Raw genomic sequence first — 17,928 nt, 5'->3', positions numbered from 1 at the left:
AGGACACCGTAGAGAGAGGAGAGCCGTATGGACGGCGGGAGCAGCAACGGGAACGAGGACGTCATCGACTGGGAGTGGTTGTCCGCGCGGGAGGTGTACGCGAGCGAACTGGCCTACCGGCGGCGGCAGGCGGGGCTGACGCTGATGGAACTCGCGGCGCTGTGCATGTACGAGCAGTCCTACCTGCACCGGCTGGAGAGGGGGCAGCGCCTCGGCACGCTGGAGTCGGCCACGGCGCTGGACAAGGTGTACGGCACCGGGACGCTGCTGGTGAAGCTGTGGCACCTGGCCAAGCGGGAGGCGAAGGACAGGCCCTTCCTGGGGCTGGCCCCGTTGGAGGCGGACGCCGTGAGCATCCAGGAGTACGCCGTCAGCGCGGTGCCGTACCTGCTCCAGACCCGCGCGTACGCCGAGGAACAGTTGCGCACCGCCCGCCCGCACAGCATCGAGAAGCTGGCCGGGCAGGTCGCGGCGCGGTTGGGCCGGCAGGAGCGGCTCGCGGGTCCGAACCCGGTGCACTACCGCGCCCTGATCGACGAGTCGGTGCTGCGGCGCAAGGCGCGTGATCCGCAGACGTGGACGGGGCAGATGGAGCACCTGATCGCCGCGGCGCAGCAACCCGATGTGTCGCTACAGGTCGTGCCGTTCGGGACCGGACCCCACCACATCCGCAGCTCCCTGGAACTCATCGTCTTCCAGGACGGCCGCACTCTCGCCTACACGCAGAGCAGTTGGAGCGGGCACCTCATCGACGAGCCCGAGGACGTCGAGGCGTTGCGGCTCGCCTTCGACCTGCTGCGGGACGCGGCGCTGACCCCCGCGGACTCGCTGGCGGTCCTGCACGGGGCCCTGGACGAGGCCCTTCCGTAGCCTTGCCGCAGTCCGATCCGCTTCCGTGGGAAGGGGAGTTCAGCTCGCCCGCTCGTCCCGCACCGGGGTGAGCGAGCCGCGCCGGCCCTCGGGCGTGGCCAGCCACGCCAGCTTCGACTTGGTGTCGGCGTCGAGCGGGCTGTGCATCACGACGATCAGGTCCGCCCGGATCGGCAGCCGCAGTTGGGTGCTCTCGAAGTACATCGCGCCGACCAGCGGGTGGGCGAGCCGCTTCTCCAGTTGCCCGCTCGGTTCGATGTCCCCGCGCGCCCACAGCTTCGCGAACTCGGGGCTGCGCGCGGATACTTCGGCGACGATCCGGGGGAAGCCCTCGTCGTCGGGGAACTCCGAGGCGGCGGCGCGGTACTGCGCCACCACGGTGGGGGCCACCGAGTCAGCGTCCTCGACCATGCCGCGGTAGCTGGGGTTGGTGAAGAAGGAGACCAGGCAGTTGGTGTCCTCGGTGCTGAAGCCGAACGCCTGCCCGGCGGCCTCGTTGAAGGCCACGATGTTCCAGTAGGCGTCCATGATGTGCGCCGGGTAGGGCATCCAGCCGTCGAGCAGCCGGTACAGGCCCGCGCAGAGGTCGATCTCCGAAGCGGGCTCCGGCAGCGGCGGGTTGAGCCCGGCGAGCACGTAAAGGTGGCGCCGTTCGGGGCCGTTGAGCCGCAGCACCCGGGAGACGGCGTCCAGCACCTGCGGGGATACGGTGATGTCGCGGCCCTGCTCCAGCCATTGGTACCAGGACGCGCCGACCCCGGCGAGCACCGCGACCTCCTCGCGCCGCAGCCCCGGCGTACGCCGCCGCGGGCCGCCCTCCGGCAGACCCGCCTCCACGGGCGAGACCCGGGCGCGCCGGGTCATCAGGAACTCCCGCAGCTCCTCGCGCCGCCGCCGACCCGGCGCCGTACTTGTCGTCGCTGTCGTCCCCGCCACTGGCTCCCCCTCGGCCGTCGGCCCGGCTGGTGGTACGACCACCAGCATAAACCGCGGCTCCCCACAGCCGGCCGGACCGGCCGAGGGTGGCCGTATGCCAACCGACTCCACCACGACACCGGCGACACCCGCGGCACCCGCGGCACCCGCGACGCCCGCGGCACCCTCGGCACCGACCGCCAGGACCGGCGCGACTCCGGCGACCGGCGCGGGCGCCACGACCACGGCCGCCACGGCCACGACCACGGCCACGGCCACCCCGACAGCACCCGGCCAACAGCTCGGCGCACGCGCCAAGTTGATCCTCTTCGTGCTGTGCGCGGCCCAGTTCATGGTCGCGCTCGACTTCTCCATCCTCAACGTGGCCCTGCCTGTCCTCGGCGCCGACCTGGGCATGAGCCGGGCCAACCTCCAGTGGGCGGTGACCGCGTTCGCGTTGCCGTCGGGCGGCTTCCTGCTGCTCTTCGGCCGGATCGCGGACCTCTACGGGCGGCGCCGGCTCTTCCTGACCGGGCTCGCGCTGTTCGCGGTCGCGTCGCTGCTGGCCACGCTGGCGTGGAACCCGGCGGCGTTCCTGGCCGCACGCGCGCTCCAGGGGCTCGGCGCGGCGATGGTCGTGCCGACCGGGATGTCCCTGTTGACCACCACCTTCCCCGAAGGACCGCAGCGGGAAAGGGCGTTGGGGATCAGCGGCACCCTGCTGTCGCTGGGCTTCACCATCGGCGTGGTGCTGGGCGGCACCCTCACCGACGCGTTCGGCTGGCGCTCCACGATGGGGCTGCTCGCGGGCGTCGCGGTGCTGGTGCTGGCCGCCGCGCCGGGCCTGCTCACCGAGTCCCGGCACCCGGGCCGGCCGCGGATCGACGTGCCGGGCGCGGTGACCGTCACCGGCGGGCTGCTCGCGCTGATCTACGCGCTGTCCACCGCGGCGCAACACGGCTTCGGCGGCGCCGACGTGATCGTCACGCTGGTGCTCGGGCCGCTGCTGCTGGGCGCGTTCGCGCTGGTCGAGTCGCGGGCCGCGGAGCCGATGGTCTCGCTGGCGATGCTGCGCCGCCGCAGCGTCGCCTTCGGCAACCTGGCCGGGCTGGCCACGTTCTCGATGATGAGCTCGGTGGTCTTCCTGCTCACCCTCTACCTCCAGGAGGTCCGCGGGCTGTCGGCGTTCCGCACCGGCCTGGTCTTCGGCGTCCAGGGCGTGTTCGCGGCCGTCACCGGGATGACCGCGGCCCGCGTCATCGGCCGGATCGGCGCCCGCGCCACCGTGCTGACCGGGCTGGCCGTGCAGGCGCTGCTCACGCTCCCGCTCCTGCTGCTCGGCCCCGGCTCCGCCGGCACCTGGCTGGCGTTGGCCGCGGTCTCCCTCGCCTGCGTCGGCCACCTGCTGGTCGTCGTCTCCTACGGCATCACCGCGACCTCGGGCCTGCCCGACCACGAACAGGGCCTGGCCACCGGCCTGGTGACCAGCTCGCAGCAGGTCGGCATGACCATCGGCATCCCGCTGCTCTCCGCCCTCGCCGCCGCCCGCCCGCACTTCCTCTCCGGCCTCCACCTGGCGCTCGGCGTCGACGCGGCCGTCCTCGCCGCAGCCGCCCTCCTCGTCGCCGCCGGCCTGCCCCGCTTGGCGCGCTCGGCGAGTGCCCGGTAGATGACGCCGGCCACCAAGGGGTCCCGTCCCGCGTGCTCGCCGGTGGGGACGACCAGGCCGGGCGGGACCTGCTCGACGGACCCGCCGCCCGGAGGGCGCCGCACCACGGTGTGGAGCATGTCGACAGTGACGACCGGCGGCCGGCCGCCCCTGATCGGGTCGTGGTCGTAGGCGCCGGGCAGGGGCCCGGCGGGCATCTCCACGACCAGACCGTGGGCGGTGAGGCGGTGAGGCGGTGAGGCGGTGAGGCGGTGAGGGGGGCGGCCGGCCCGGTGAAGCGGCTCGGCAGCGTCGCGGCCGAGCCGCTTCACCGGGCGACGGGGCGGGACGCCTGCGGCCGACCTCCGGGATCGGTGGGCCAGCCGTCAACGGTCGGCCCACCGACGACGCCGTGTCGGGCTTCGCCCGGACAATCACCGGCGGCGCTCCACGGACAGCGGTGCGTTCGCGTGGGTCATGGTGTCGTCGGGGCCGTACGGGACACATGGCGCCGTGCGCCGGTGACGACGAGCGAGACATTCTGCCCGCCGAAGCCGAAGGAGTTGCTGAGCACGGCCTCCTGGGGGACGTCTCGTCGCTCCGCGACGACATCGAGATCGATGTCGGGACCGACGCCGGCCGCGGTGAGGTTGCGGGTCGGCGGGATGACGCCGTGCTCGACACTGAGGACGGCGATGAGCGCTTCGATCGCGCCGGCTGCGCCGAAGAGATGACCGAGCGCCGCCTTGGGGGCCGTCACGGTGGCGCGGCCGAAGACCTCCCCGATCGCGTGCGCCTCGGCAAGGTCGCCGACCGGAGTCCCGGTGGCATGGGCGTTGATGTGGCTGATCCGCTCGGGAGCCAGTCCGGCTTGCGCGAGGGCCTTCCGCATGGCCGAGATCTGACCGGAGCCGTCGGCGGCGGGCGCCGTGATGTGGTGGGCGTCGGCGGCGATGCCGGCGCCGGCGAGCACCGCGTGGACGCGTGCGCCCCGGGCGCCGGCATGCGCGGCGCTTTCGAGCACCAGGACAGCGGCGCCTTCGCTGAGCACGAATCCGCTGCGGTCCGCGGCGAACGGCCGGGACGCGGAGGCGGGTTCGAGGGTATGCCGTGACAGTGCCTGTGCCTGGGCGAAGCCGGCCACGGTGATCGGTGTGATCGCGGCCTCGGTCCCGCCCGCGATCACCACGTCCGCCTCGCCGGCACGGATGAGCCTGGCCCCCAGGGCGATCGCCTCGGCACCGGAGGAGCACGCCGAGACGGGCGTGTAGGCACCTGCCCGTGCACCGTATTCGATACTGATCAGCGCCGCCGCCGCGTTGGGCATGAGCATCGGGACCGTGCGTGGCGAGACGCGCCGCGTCCCGGCGGCCCTCAGTACGTCGTCCTCCTTCAGCAGCGTCCGTACGCCCCCGATGCCCGTGCCGATCGCCGACGCGAGCCGGTCCGGGTCCGCCGCTGGGGCACCGGCGTCGGCCCAGGCTTCGGCCGCCGCGACCAGGGCCGCCTGCTGCGAGCGGTCGAGCCGCCTGGCCCGCACCGGCGGCAGCAACTTGGCGGGGTCGATCGCCATCGTCCCCGCGGCGGTGTCGGGAAGGCCCGCGTCTTCGTAGCCACGCAGGACGCCGCCGCGGATACCGGACTCACCGGCGAGCAGGGCGTCCCAGGTGGACGCCACGTCTGCGCCGAGTGGGGTGATCGCGCCGAGCCCGGTCACGACGACTTCAGTCCCGTGCATGCCCCTCAACCTTTCTTGTATGCGATACAAGTCAACATCGCCCTTGTTGTATCACATACAATTTCGATGTGGAGAAGAAGCGAACCGAAGCTCGATCAACGTCGGCCCGGTCGCGTGACCGCGGTCGCGCGACGAGGCACCGGCTGATCGAGGCGACCGCACGGCTGTGCAGGGAACGGCCCGGCACCGAGGTGAGCGTCGCGGAGATCGCGAACGCGGCAGGTGTCTTCCCCAACCAGGTCACCTACTACTTCGGCTCCAAGGACTCGCTCCTCGTGCACGCCGCCTTCCTCGGCTTGCTGCACGACGCCCGACGGATCGAGCGCATCGGTCGCCAAGCCCCCGACGCCGTGACGTTCCGCCGCAACATCGCCCGCGCCGTGCTGGCCATGCCCTCGCTCCCGTCGGTCACGCGGGCACTCGCCGCCGGGATCTCCAAGCCCGAACTCGCCCCCGTGGTCGACCAGCACCTCCAGTTGCTGTTCCGGCAGTCCGAGCGCTTCGTGAGCCAGCTCATCGACCGTCGCGGCTGGAGGGCCCGTCGACCGCTCGACGTGGAAGCCAGGACGTTCTGGAGCACCGCGCTCGGTGCGGTGCTGCTCGTCCGCGCCGGGGCACATGGCACCGTCGCCGACCTCGACCTCGCCGGAGCACTGACCATCCACGACGAACCCGGTCCCGGTTAGCTCATTCGAGTGCGGGGCGGGCATGCGGGAACGGACGGGAGCATCAGGCGGGAGGTGCCCGGCAGGACCGTCTGTACGGCGGGACCCGGCTCGGGTTGCCAGCGCGGGTGACTGGTCGCGGCGACGTGCACGCGCAGGGCGTGGCCCGGCCGGAAGAGGTGGTGCGCGGACCACAGGTCGACGTCCACGGCGGTCTCGATCGGACCTGACGGACCAGCTGGACCGGCGGGACCGGCTGAACCGGCGGGACCGGCTGGACCGGGCCGGCCGACGGGGTGGGCCGCGCGGGCGATCCCGTCCGCGAGGTTGACCGAAGTGCCGTCGGGCGCGACATCGCACAGCCGCACCACCCAGGTGGCGGTGGGAGCGGTGCAGGTCACCGTGAGCACCGCGCTGATCCGCCCGGCGATCTCCAGCGGGCGGGTCAACGGAGCGCTCGCGTAGACGAGTACGTCGGGGCGCGCCTCGATCGGCCGCTGGTCGGCGGGCCCGGCCGGGTGCCGCTCGGTCAGCAGCAGCGCGCCGCCGAGGGCGGGTACGGGGTCGGCCGGATCGTGCCGGAACGACCGGCCGGGCCCGGCCGTACCTGTCACCGAAGGAGGCCGCGTGGACAGTTCGCCGTTCGCGTGCAGGTACCAGGCGGTCGGGTCGCTCGGCGGCGGCCACGCGGCGAACCGGCGCCAGCGGCCGGCCCCGGTGACGAAGACGAGAGCGGTGGCGTCCGCCGAGGTCCCGCGCGCCCGGCCGGCGCCGGGTTCCGACGCGTTCCGCGGCTCGGCCGCGTCGCGCGACCCCCCGGCGACGATCCGCGTGCGCTCCACCACCGTTTCCAGCCAGTCCAGTTGGCGCTCCAGCAAGGAGCCGCCTCCGTCGATGTGCGCGCTGTCCGCGTGCGGCCCGAAGTCGAAGACGTCCCCGGCGGCGGCCGGTTCGGCCCGGCCGGACTGGTTGTCGTGGGTCCAGGGGCCGATGATCAGGGCGGCGCGGTGGCCCGCGGCACGGGCGGCGGCGTGGTTGTCGAGGCTGCCCTGGAGGAACGCGTCGTACCAGCCCGCGACGGTGAGCGTGGCGACGGGCGGCAGCGCCGTATGGTCGGCGGGAACGGCGCGGGGTGGCGGGGCGCCGACCCGGCCGGGGACGGGCAGGCCCAGCGCGTCCGGCGCCGCGAGGTCCCAGTGCCCGGCACGCAACTCCGCCTCAGCGCGGGTGAGTTCCGCGAGTGCGGCGCGCCGCCGGACCTCGTCGGCCGCGTGCCTGCGGCGCAGGACCTCGTGGCCCAGGCCGAGCGTCCACTGGACGGGCAGGCCGAGTTCGCGGGTGCCCCCGCGCGCGAGCAACCCGTCAGCGGGGTCTGACCAGGTGAACTCCGGTACGGCGGCGACCAGTTCGGGAGGCGCCGCTTCGATCGCGGCCCACTGGGCGTGCCCGAGATAGCTGGGCCCGTACATCGCCACCCGGCCGTCGCTGCCGGGGAGCCCGGCGGCCCAGCGGACGGTGTCGTGGCCGTCGTCGTACTCGTGGGCCAGCGGCTCCCACGCGCCGTCGGAGCCGAACCGGCCGCGGGTGTCCTGGAGGACGACGAGCCAGCAGCGGCGGGCCGCGGTGGCGGGGGCCAGGCGGGCGAGTATCCCCGGGTCGCGCCGCCCGTAGGGGCAGCGGGCGAGCAGGACCGGCCAGGGCCCGTGCCCGTACGGCGGCCGGTACACATCGGCGCGCAGCACCGTGCCGTCGCGCATCGGGGCGTACGCGGTGTCATACGGCTCAGGGCTGGACGTCACGGGGCTGGTGGACGTCACGGGGGCTCCTCGTCACGTGCGGGCCCCCGCCGTGGACAAGACGGCGGGGGCCGGTCGGCGGGGGCAGAACGCCAACGTGCGCTCTGTGACAGCCGGTTGACGGGTCAGGTGATGGACAGGTCGTCGATGTAGCCGCGGTAACCGCCCGAGCCGCCGGGGTGGTCGTAGCCGACGAGGACGCGCGCGATCCGCTTGCCGGAGTTCTTCGGCGCGAGGTCGACGGTCACGTGGTTCCACGTGTCGGGGGTCAAGTGGCCGCACTGGTGGGCGGGATGGATCTGGTCGCCGCTCTGGTCCACGGCGCCGGAGTCGCGCAGCGTGCCGCCGTCGGTGAAGACCAGGTCGACGGCGACGCACTCGCTCTCGGTCGAACCGGCGGGCACCCAGGGGGTGGTGGCGTGCGACTGGGGGTAGATCCAGTAGCCGAGGGTCTTCGCGGTGCCGATGTCCAGGGGTGCGGCACTGAGGTCGTAGACCTTGAGGTAGGCGTGCGGGCTGCTGCCGGCGGCACTGCCGGAGTACATCAGCGCGGCCGTTCCGGTACGGGAGGTCTCCCCGCTGCGGACGCCCGTCTGCGGGCCGGTGGAGTCGGAGTTGATGCCGGTGACGCCCACGGCGTTGCCGCCCGCGGTGTCGACGGAGTCGGTCCAGGTGGGCTGCGGCTGGCCGGACTCGAAGCCGGTGGAGAAGCTGGTGCTGGTGGTGCCGCCGCCCGCCTTGACCGGCTGGGCGAGTTCGGCCTGCACGGTGGCGTAGGAGGTGCCGGGCCTGGCCAGGGTGATCGTCTCGCCCGCCGACGTGCTCAGCGTGATCTTCGTGCCGGACACGGTGCCCGCGTCGGAACCGCCCCGGTACACCTGCACCGGACTGCCGGGCCAGGGGTTGGTGAAGACGAGGTCGCCGCCCTTCTGGCTGACCGCGCGGACGTACTGCACCGCGTTGTCCGCCATGCTGCTGGAGATCAGGAAGCCGCCGGCGGCCATCAGGTCGCCGAACTTCGCGTTGGAGTTCGCCGGCCAGTCCGCGAAGACCTTCACGTCGCCCTGGAAGGACTGGAGCAGCATCTCGTCCAGGCCGGAGGTGGTGACGTTGATGTTCTCGATGCCGCCGCCGCTGTGGTGCACGGCGAGGTTGGGGTAGGAGTTGTCCACGGCCTCGGTGTGCAGGTTGGCCAGGATCGTGGCGGGGTCGTAGCCGACCCGGGCGGCGGCGGCGTAGAAGGTGGCGGGCGCGTTGCCGCCGTGCCAGGCCGCGGTGAGCTGGTCGACGGTGTTGCGCGCGGTCTGCACGAGCCCGGCCGGGCTGTCCAGGCCGACCTGGCCGCCCGGGTAGACGGCCTGGATGTCGATGTCGTTGCCGTCGTTGACCCAGCCCGCGCCGGTGGAGGTCTCCCGGAAGACGGTCTGGCCGTTCTGCGTCATCGTCGGCAGCGGCGCCAGGTGCGCGTCGATGTCCTGCCAGGTGGCGCGGGTCCCGGCGTCCTGGCCGAGCGCGGCGCTCATGTCGGTCAGGCCCTCCATCAACAGGTGGACCAGGCCGAGCGACAGGATGCTGTTGGTCTGCGGGTAGGCGTTGCCTTCCTGCGGCGCGTCGTTGGTGATCGTGTACGTGCCGGAGGAGTCCTTGGTGAGGTAGTTCTGCCAGAACAGGCCGACCTGCTTCAGGAACGGGTAGACCTTCGCCGCGTACGTCGCGTCGCGGGTCTGCTCGTAGCGCATCACCATGTCACTGGCGACGTTGACCGCGTCGGACTTCTGGTTGTACAGGTTGGTGTCGGCGCTGGTGCCGTTCGGGGAGATGCCGACCGGGTAGAGCACGCCCTGGAAGCCGTTCTGCTGGGCGAGTTGCTGCCCGCGGCTCATCCAGTCCAGCACCGGCTGGTCGTAGGCGTCCATCTGCGCGATGTGATTGGTCGTCAGGGCGGCGTAGAACGGCGCCTGGTAGTTGTAGTTGGTGTGGTAGTCGCCGTTCCAGTTCATGTCGCCGGTGATCCAGTTGCCCCACAGGCCGGGCGCGTACTTCCCGCTCCGCGACACGCTGCCGAGCAGGTAGAGCGAGCCGTACCAGCTCTTCTCCACGTCCTTGTCGCCGATCTGCACGAAGGACCGCGACCAGTAGGAGTTCCACCAGCTGCGGTGCGAGGCGTTGTGGTCGTCGACGTTGCCCTGGGTGAGGTTGTCGACCAACGCGTCCGCCGCGGACTGGTAGTCGGCGGAGTCGTTGCTGCTCTCGACCGCCGCGACCAGCGTCGAGGTGGTGTTCGGCTGCATCGTCAGGGTCAGCTTGCTGCCGGATACCGACTGGCTCTGCCCGATGGTGCGCATCGCCATCCGGGCGCGCGGGTCGCCGCTGCCGCCGGTGTCGGCGACCACGTCGGCGTCGAGGTCGTGGTCGCTGGTGGAGACGGTGGGCGTGCCGCCCGTACCGTTCTGCAGCGTGACGCCGATGCTCTGCGCGCTGCCGCCGGTGAGCGTGAACGACGTGACGAACAGGTTCGTGTCGGCGTCCACCCAACTCCGCGTGGCCAGCGTCTGCCCGCCCAGGGTGTACGTGCCGCGCACCTCGGCGTGCTGGATGTCCTGCACCACGTGGTACGACGCCCCGGCCAGGCCGCCCGCCGACACCACGATCCGGCCGAGCGGCTTGATGGCGTGGCTGGTCGAGGACCAGAAGTCGTTCTTGCCCACGTAGAACGTCTGGTTGTCGATGCCGCCGCCGACCGCGACCCCGACGTCGCCGTTGCCCATCAGCGGCGCGTCCACGGTGTCGCCGCCGGTGAGGTGGCTCGGTGGCGCGTTCCACACGCCCTGGTACTGCGCGACCGTGGCCACGCCCTGGTTCGCGGTGATCGAGTCGGCCACCGCCGGCCGGGACAGCACCGTGGTCACCATGGCGCCCATCACGACCGCGGCGGTGGTCACGCTTCCCGCTCGTCTCGCAAGCGATGTGAGCCTCATCAGGCTGCTCCCTCTCTGCTTCTTCACGCCGGTCTCCCCGCGGGCCCGCCCGCCGCCGGCGCCCTCCGCTCCGGCACGCGCGGGGAGGGCGAACAGCGGTGTGCGGACGGGGAGGTGGGGGGCTCGGAGCGGGGGCACCGGCGGTCGTCGCAGCGGACCGGCACACCCGAAGACGTTCCCGGGAGGCGGCTCGCGGACCCGAGATAACGTTATCTTTGAATGACTGGGTTCATTTATAGGTGCGGGGCGGGCGGGTTGTAAAGGGGACGGGAGCGGAACCGTGGGGGTGGGGCGCCGCGCGGGGGTGGGGCGCCGCCGGGGGTTGGGCACCGCGCGGGGGTGGTGCACCGCCGGGAGCACGCGTGTCGGCGGGGGCGCGCGTGTCGGCGTGGCCGCTCGGCGCCGCATGCCGGAGACCTTCACCAACTTCGGTGACTGGCTCGGAAACTGAACGTAGATCGTTGGCCGGGCTCGGGACCAGCCTGGGGCCAGGCGGCAGCGGCCTCCTCTGAACTTCCCGAAGGCCAGGTGCTTCTTACGACAGCGGCTTTCCACGCGAGACGTCGAAGCAGACCAGCCCCATGGACGTCGCGGCCTGCGCTGCGAACGCCGTGACCACCTCGGCCAAGTTCCACCGCACACCGAAGCAGAGCAGCGGGCCCGTACCGCTGCCGACCACTCCGGCTTCCCCTACCGGGTGGTTGTCCTCTTCATCGGTCGGATGGGGCCAACCCTCCAACATCGCGGCCGTATACGCCTCTGTGCGCGCGGTCGGCGGCTTGAACGGGCTGCGGTCCTCCCAAAAGGGCGACCTCGCTCCGAACCGATAGGCGGCCCTACGGTCCGGACCGTGCCGGCTCAACCCACCGGGCCTACCGCGGCGTGGTTCGGTGCTCGCGGTGCCGAGAAACGGCCCCGCCCCATACTCTGACAGTTCCGACAAGCGGCGGATCTGCTCGGGATCGCCCGGCACGAGTTCACCGCCATACCACCACGCACGTAGGCGGCCGTTCGCAGGGGTACCGTTTTGGTGTCGACGCCGAACGGGAGACCGTTATGCCTGCCCATGCGGAAGAGCACACAGGGGCGCGCGTCTTGCATGCCCGCAAGGTCAGAGGACTGACGCAGCGTGAGCTCTCCGACGCGTCGAGCGTCGCCTACAGCACGCTGACGAAGGTGGAACAAGGCGTCATGCCGGCGAGCCCCTCCGTGTTGGGCGCCCTCGCACGGGCGTTGTCGGTGCCTGTCGCCGAACTGACGGGGCAGCCGTACCTCGGGGAATTGCGGCAGGACCAACTCGACGGGTTGATAGAGCCGATCCGGGAGGCGCTGAACGTCTACGACCTGGGCCCGGACCCGGACATCTCGCCGCGCGCGCCCGAGGAGATGGAGACCGACGCCGAAGAGATGTGCGCCCTGGTACGCGCAACCGACATCAAGAAGGTCGCGGCGGAACTGCCGAGTCTGATCTTCGAGGCTACGACGGCGGCGCACGTCAGTCCGAGCGAGCGGCATTGGCGCTTGCTGGCCAGTACGTACCGCACCGCCTACGACGTCACGACGAAGCTGGGCTTCTTCGACCTGTGCACGGTTGCCCTGGACCGCATGGAGTGGGCGGCTCAGCATGCCTCCGATCCGGTCATCAGCGGCATGCGTCAGTACCTGCGAGCGCTGGCTTACTTGCGTGCGAGTGACTACCGCACCGGTCAACGACTGATCGGCCTGGGAATGAACACATTGAAGCAGGCAGATCCCGGACGAACGCGAGACGTCCTGACCGGGCAGCTTCATCTCGGTGCGTCCGTCCTCTCGGGCAGGGACAAGGACAGAGACGCGGCCGAGGGGCACCTGGACGAAGCCGAACGGATCGCCCAACGCACCGGACCGGCCGAACGAATCCACTGGCTCTCGTTCGGTCCCACGAACGTCGCCGCACACCGGGTCAGTGTCCTCGCCGAACTGGATCTGTATCCGGAGGCCGTCCAGACGGCAACCGCCATGACCGTTCCGTCTGACTGGCCGTTGTCCCGGCGGGCTCACCACCACGCCGAGGTGGCATGGGCCCAAATGTGGAGCGGGCACACGGAAGGGGCGTTCAGGAGCCTGCAACAGGCGAGGACGCTGGCTCCGCAGCAAACGCGGTACCACCCGATCGTGAGGGAGACCTACGCCGGGCTGGAGTCCGCTCGGCGCCGCATGCCGGAGACCTTCACCAACTTCGGTGACTGGCTGGGAAACTGAACGTAGGTCGTTGGCCGGGCTCGGGACCAACCGTGGGGCCAACGCTCCAGCAGCGCGGCCGAATACCCCTCTGTGCGCGCGGTCGGCGGCCTCGAACGGGCTGCGGTCCTCCCAAAAGGGCGACCTCGCTCCGAACCGATAGGCGGCCCTACGGTCCGGACCGCGCCGGCTCAACCCACCGGGCCTACCGTGCCGTGGTTCGGTGCTCGCGGTGCCGAGAAACGGCCCCGCCCCATACTCTGACAGTTCCGACAAGTGACGAAGTTGCCACAAGAGGATGGGCACTGATGCCTTCAGACGGTACGTCAGACCCGTACACCGATGCGCTGGCGTTCGGCCAGCGGCTCCAGGTTCTCCGCAACAGTCGAGGCATCACCCGTGAGCAGTTGGGCGGCCTGCTGGGTCTCACCGGTTCGTGGGTCAAGGCAGTGGAAAGCGGCCGACTCAAGACGCCGAAACTCGAAGTGATCCTGCGGATCGCCGAGATCCTGCGGGTCCGAAATCTGGCGGACCTCGCCGGCAACCAGGCTCCCCCGGTCGAGTTGTTCGCAGGACCGGGGCATCCGAGACTGGCCGCTGTGAAGGCTGCGGTGGATGCCTACCCGGTCGGATCGCAGCATGAGGCGCCGCCGACTGCCCACCTGCGAGCCCGGCTCGATCGTGCCTGGGCCTCGCGGCACAGATCGCCCAACCATCGTGAGGTGGTGGGGTCCCTGCTGCCGGACCTGATCCGGGACGCGCAGGCGGCGGTCCGACAGTCCGACCGGGCAGAGGAACGGCGGGCGGCCCAGGCGATCCTCAGCGAGACGTACTCGCTGTGCCAGTTCTTCGTGGCCTACCAGCCCGACGCCGCGCTGCTGTGGCGGGTGGCCGAGCGTGGGCTGGTGGCCGCACAGGAGAGCGAAGACCCGCGCGCCATCGGCCTGGCGGCCTGGCTGGCGGGGCAGGCGCACCGGGACGCCGGCCCGGCCCACTTCGAGGCAGCGGACGCGGTGGTTCTGGAGAGCCTTGCGTATCTGATGCCCCTGCTGCCGGACGCGCCGGACGAGGTGCTGGCCATCGCCGGTGCGTTGACGTTCGAGGCCGGATACACCGCCGCGCGGAGAAGCGAGACGGGTACGGCCTGGCGGTACTGGGATCAGGCCCGCGCCATGGCCGAACGCCTGCCCGGCGAGTACTACGACCCGGTCACGTCGTTCTCGCAGGCCATCATGGGGGCGCACGCCGTGACGGTGGCCGTTGAACTCCATGCCGGCGGTGAGTCCGTCCGGCAGGCCGCGGCGGCGGATGCGGTGACGATTCCTTCCCGCCCCCGCCGCGCCCGCCACCGTATCGAAGAGGCGCGCGGATTCCAGTTGGACGGTCAGCCGGACGTCGCCCTGGCAACATTGGTAAAGGCGTACGAGTCCGCGCCGGAGACCATCAAGTACAACGGCTATGCGAAGCGGATCGTGCTGGAGGAGACCACATCGAAGAGCCCCGACCGTCGTCGGCGCGCCTCCCAACTCGCCGTGCGGATAGGGATGCTGGCAGCGTAGTCAAGGGGACACAATCCGTACCCCTGCCATGTGACAGCAGCCCATAACGTCTTCGTCCTGAGGACCCCCGTGACCGTCTGACCGGTCCGGGGGCGTGGACCACCTGACGAAGGCAGGCCGACATGCGCGGGTTCATGGAGTCGTGGCCGCCCGGGGCAAGAGCGGATGTGGGCGGGCCCGCGGTGAGCGGCGCCCGGCTTCTGCCGTGGCCTGGGCCGGACGGCGGTGCGTGCTATCTCCGGTCGGATGAGTGTGACGCGTTGTGGCGGCTGGCCGACGAGATGGAGTCCGTGCAGCTCGGGATGGGCCGGGAACTGCTGGGCTTTGTCCGCCGGACGCTGGCGGAGGCGACGCCTTGGGACTGTGAACTCCAGGGCATGGTGGCGCACTTGTGTACGGCGTTGTCGGACGCGCTGCGGGTCGCCGACAGCCGTGGGGCGCTGCTGGGCCTGCCCGGGAGTAGGGATCGGGTGGGATCGACGGTGGACGTATCCCGTTGATCGGGCCTGCCCTCGTTGCGTGAACTCCCCCTTGTAGCTCAGTTAGGAAGAGCCCGGGCAGCACCGCACGCTCTCCGTTCATTCGTGCGGGCAGGCCCGATGACTCCGGTTCGAGTCCGGACAAGGGGACGTGGCGGCCCGGTACGCGGAATTCCCGCGCGCCCAGGCCGAATACCACCACGACCGACACCGTGGAAAGGAGAGCCGCATGGCCGGCACGAGCGGCGGAGACGGCAAGACGAAGATGCTCATCGACTGGGAGTGGTTGTCCGCGCGGGAGTTGTACGCCAGTGAACTGGCCTACCGGCGGCAGCAGGCGGGGCTGACGCTGATGGAACTCGGGGCGAAATGCCTTTACGAGCAGTCGTATCTGCATCGGCTGGAGCGGGGGCAGCGGTTGGGCACCGTGGAGGCGGCTGCCGCGCTGGACAAGGTGTACGGCACGGGCGACCTCCTGGTGAAGCTGTGGCACCTGGCCAAACGCGAGGCGAAGGACAAGCCGTTCCTGGGACTTGCCCCCTTGGAGGCGGACGCGGTGAGCGTGCAGGAGTACGCGGTCAGCGCCGTGCCGTATCTGCTCCAGACCCGCGCCTACGCCGAGGAGCAACTGAGCACCGCCCGCCCGCGCAGCATCAAGCAGTTGAGCGCCCAGGTCGCCGCACGGCTGAAGCGCCAGGACCGTCTCACCGGCCCGAACCCGGTGCACTACCGCGCACTGATCGACGAAGCCGTGCTGCGCCGCAAAGCCCGCGACCCGCAGACGTGGACCGCCCAACTGGAACACCTCATCGAGACCGCCCAAAAGCCCGATGTCTCCCTGCACGTCGTCCCGTTCGGCACCGGACCCCACCACATCCGCAGCTGCCTGGAACTCATCTTCTTCCAGGACGGCCACACCGTCGCCTACACCCAAAGCAGTTGGAGCGGCCACCTCGTCGAGGAACCCGAAGACGTCGAACCCCTACGCCTCGCCTACGACCTGCTGCGGGACAGCGCCCTCACGCCGGCGGACTCCCTGACCTTCCTCCGCACCGCGCTGGCCGAGCACGCGCCGCAACCGCAACCGGCTCTGCCCGCCTGAACCCGGCCACACGACAAGAATCGACAAGGAACGAGATGCAGACCCGTAAGACCTCTTCCGCAACGACCGGACCCTCGGCCTTACCCGCATCACCCCGGCGGTGGACCCTCACCGCCACCGACGGGCGCACCCTCACCGGCCACCTGCCCGCGTGGGCCGGGAACGACCCGAGCGAGCACAACGTACCCCCCGGTGCCTGGGAGGACCGGCTCGCCGACATCCATCTCACCCGGCGCTTCCCGGGACGCACGGTCCCCGTCTACTGCGCCACCAGCCCGGCCCCGGGACCCGTCGCCGAGGAAGCCTTATCCTGCACGCTCGACTGCAACCCGCACGCCGAAGCACCCGAACCCCGCACCCCGCTGGTCAACCTGCACCTGTGCGGGGACAGTTGGCTCACCGACCTCGACCCGCAGGACCTGACCCGGCTCGCCGCCACGTTCCACTGGGTCGCGAACCGCCTCGACCAGGAAATCCGGCCCGCCCTGGTGGACGCGCAAGAGGACTGGGCCAGGCACGCCGATCCCGACCCGAAAGCCGTAGCACCCGACAGCCGTGCCGCCCCAAAGCCGTGGCACCCGAAAGCCGTGGCAGCCGGCACCCACCGGACTCCCGCGGCGCCGCCGCACCGTTGAGAACCCTCAGAGCGGGATCTCCCCCGACCCGCGGGTGATCAGCGTGGTCGGCACCGTCACCGTCCGCACCGGGCGCCCCGGGTCCGCCAGCCGCGCCTGGAACAGTTCGATCGTGGTGCGCCCGATCTGCACGTCACCCTGGGCGACGACGGTCAACCCGGGCCTCAGCAGATCCGCGAGGCCGAAGTCGTCGAAGCCGACCAGCGCGGTGGCGCCGAAGTCGGGCCCGAGCGCGCGGATCACGGCCACCGAGGTGGAGAAGTTGCCGGTGACGATGGCCGTCGCCGGGTCCGGCCCGCTCCGCAGCCGCTCCAGCGCCGCGGAGATCCGCTCGGCGGTGATCGGCCCGGGGTGCACCATCCCGTCGAGCGGGCCGCCGGCCGCCCGCAGGCAGTCCCGGAACGCGGCGGCGCGCTGCCGCCCGGTGTAGATCCGCTCGTCGTCCCCGATGTAGCCGATCCGCCGGTGGCCCTGCTCGGCGAGGTGGCGGAAGGCCAGCTCGATCCCGCCCTGGTTGTCGGACAGCACCGTGTCGACCTCGACTCCGGTGGCGGGCCGGTCGAAGGCCACCACGGCCAACCCGGAGTCGATCTCGGGCTGGAGGTACTGGTGACCGTCCGCGATCGGCTCGATGATGATCCCGTCCATGCGGCGCCCGCACATCGACATCACGGCCTCGCGCTCGCGCACCTCGTCGTCCTCGGTGGACATCGCGACGACCGTCAGGCCCGCCCCGCGCGCCGTCTCGTCGACCGCCCGCAGCACCGGGTGCGCGTCGGCGATGTGCCGCACCGCCGCGCCGATGGTGCCGGTGCGGCCACTGCGCAACTGGCGGGCCCGCTCGTCGGGTTGGAAGCCGAGACGGTCGATGGCCTGCCGGACCCGCTCGGCGAGCGCCCCGCCCACCGTCGTGTCGCCGTTGACGACCCGCGAGACCGTACGCAGCGCCACACCCGCTTCACGGGCCACATCGATCATCGTGGGCCGGCGCGGCCGTGACGATCCGCGCTTTCCGGCGGCACCAGGACCAGCCACTTCGCTTATCTCTCCTCGATCGCCTACGACTCGCCCCCGGGGTCGGCCCGAGATCCGTCCGTGATCACCGAGGGGCTTGACTTGCTGTCCTGGAACCCTAGTGTACTCGGCGAGAAAACGTTATCTCGCCGTCAGGACGCGGCAACCGCCGAAGCGTCCCCGGTCCGGGACGCGTCCGTGCTCGCCGGTTTCCGCCTGCCCCAGAAGCGCTCCGCGGCGCCGACGCGGGCCTCCCGCAGTCCCCACGCAGCCCTTCCGTCGTTACTCAAAGTACCCACATCGTCACTC

General features: G+C 71.4%; 14 protein-coding genes and 1 tRNA gene. 9 read left to right on the top strand and 6 right to left on the bottom strand.

What is annotated here, in order from left to right:
* Positions 1-27: 27 nt before the first annotated feature.
* Complete coding sequence (locus OG896_RS27370; protein WP_329369568.1) at positions 28-870, top strand: helix-turn-helix domain-containing protein; 843 nt, start codon at positions 28-30, stop codon at positions 868-870.
* 39 nt (positions 871-909) lie between these two features.
* Here OG896_RS27370 and OG896_RS27365 read toward each other — a convergent pair whose 3' ends face one another.
* On the bottom strand, positions 910-1,854 hold the full coding sequence (locus OG896_RS27365; protein ID WP_443057158.1) for a helix-turn-helix transcriptional regulator: 945 nt from the start codon (positions 1,852-1,854) through the stop codon (positions 910-912).
* 46 nt (positions 1,855-1,900) lie between these two features.
* Between OG896_RS27365 and OG896_RS27360 the strand changes: the two genes are divergently transcribed.
* The gene (locus tag OG896_RS27360) at positions 1,901-3,454 is read left to right on the top strand and encodes an MFS transporter (RefSeq protein ID WP_329369566.1); all 1,554 of its coding nucleotides are present in this window, start codon (positions 1,901-1,903) and stop codon (positions 3,452-3,454) included.
* 454 nt (positions 3,455-3,908) lie between these two features.
* Here OG896_RS27360 and OG896_RS27355 read toward each other — a convergent pair whose 3' ends face one another.
* Positions 3,909-5,171 (bottom strand): beta-ketoacyl-[acyl-carrier-protein] synthase family protein, encoded by a 1,263-nt coding sequence (locus OG896_RS27355; protein WP_329369564.1) that lies wholly within the window; start codon positions 5,169-5,171, stop codon positions 3,909-3,911.
* Between the two features lie 68 nt (positions 5,172-5,239).
* Between OG896_RS27355 and OG896_RS27350 the strand changes: the two genes are divergently transcribed.
* On the top strand, positions 5,240-5,857 hold the full coding sequence (locus OG896_RS27350) for a TetR/AcrR family transcriptional regulator C-terminal domain-containing protein (protein ID WP_329369562.1): 618 nt from the start codon (positions 5,240-5,242) through the stop codon (positions 5,855-5,857).
* Here OG896_RS27350 and OG896_RS27345 read toward each other — a convergent pair.
* The 3 genes from OG896_RS27345 to OG896_RS27335 all read right to left on the bottom strand — a co-directional run bounded on the left by OG896_RS27345 (position 5,854) and on the right by OG896_RS27335 (position 11,352).
* Positions 5,854-7,653, bottom strand: a complete 1,800-nt coding sequence (locus OG896_RS27345) for a CocE/NonD family hydrolase (protein WP_329369560.1) — start codon at positions 7,651-7,653, stop codon at positions 5,854-5,856. The genes OG896_RS27350 and OG896_RS27345 overlap by 4 nt on opposite strands.
* 104 nt (positions 7,654-7,757) lie before the next feature.
* The gene (locus tag OG896_RS27340) at positions 7,758-10,574 is read right to left on the bottom strand and encodes a glycosyl hydrolase family 95 catalytic domain-containing protein (protein ID WP_329369558.1); all 2,817 of its coding nucleotides are present in this window, start codon (positions 10,572-10,574) and stop codon (positions 7,758-7,760) included.
* Positions 10,575-11,145: 571 nt separating this feature from the next.
* Complete coding sequence (locus OG896_RS27335) at positions 11,146-11,352, bottom strand: hypothetical protein (protein ID WP_329369557.1); 207 nt, start codon at positions 11,350-11,352, stop codon at positions 11,146-11,148.
* Between the two features lie 314 nt (positions 11,353-11,666).
* On the opposite strand from OG896_RS27335, the gene OG896_RS27330 reads away from it, so the two are divergent.
* The 6 genes from OG896_RS27330 to OG896_RS27305 all read left to right on the top strand — a co-directional run bounded on the left by OG896_RS27330 (position 11,667) and on the right by OG896_RS27305 (position 16,605).
* Complete coding sequence (locus OG896_RS27330; protein ID WP_329369555.1) at positions 11,667-12,851, top strand: helix-turn-helix domain-containing protein; 1,185 nt, start codon at positions 11,667-11,669, stop codon at positions 12,849-12,851.
* Positions 12,852-13,138: 287 nt separating this feature from the next.
* Positions 13,139-14,389: a helix-turn-helix domain-containing protein gene (locus OG896_RS27325; RefSeq protein WP_329369554.1), complete on the top strand. Its 1,251-nt coding sequence runs from the start codon at positions 13,139-13,141 to the stop codon at positions 14,387-14,389.
* A gap of 260 nt (positions 14,390-14,649) precedes the next feature.
* A complete protein-coding gene (locus tag OG896_RS27320) occupies positions 14,650-14,889 on the top strand; it encodes a hypothetical protein (protein WP_329369553.1) in 240 nt (79 codons plus the stop codon).
* A 27-nt stretch (positions 14,890-14,916) separates the two neighbouring features.
* Positions 14,917-15,018, top strand: a tRNA-Cys gene (locus OG896_RS27315).
* Positions 15,019-15,097: 79 nt separating this feature from the next.
* Positions 15,098-15,970 (top strand): helix-turn-helix domain-containing protein, encoded by an 873-nt coding sequence (locus OG896_RS27310; protein ID WP_329369551.1) that lies wholly within the window; start codon positions 15,098-15,100, stop codon positions 15,968-15,970.
* A gap of 35 nt (positions 15,971-16,005) precedes the next feature.
* On the top strand, positions 16,006-16,605 hold the full coding sequence (locus OG896_RS27305; RefSeq protein WP_329369550.1) for a DUF6907 domain-containing protein: 600 nt from the start codon (positions 16,006-16,008) through the stop codon (positions 16,603-16,605).
* Positions 16,606-16,611: 6 nt separating this feature from the next.
* Here OG896_RS27305 and OG896_RS27300 read toward each other — a convergent pair whose 3' ends face one another.
* Positions 16,612-17,583, bottom strand: coding sequence for a LacI family DNA-binding transcriptional regulator (locus OG896_RS27300; protein WP_329369548.1), 972 nt, complete (start codon positions 17,581-17,583; stop codon positions 16,612-16,614).
* Between the last annotated feature and the right edge of the window lie 345 nt (positions 17,584-17,928).

The sequence above is a fragment of the Streptomyces sp. NBC_00669 genome (assembly GCF_036226785.1).
Lineage (GTDB): Bacteria > Actinomycetota > Actinomycetes > Streptomycetales > Streptomycetaceae > Actinacidiphila.
The sequence above is the reverse complement of the archived record's forward strand: the minus strand, read 5'-3'. Positions and strand labels throughout refer to the sequence as shown.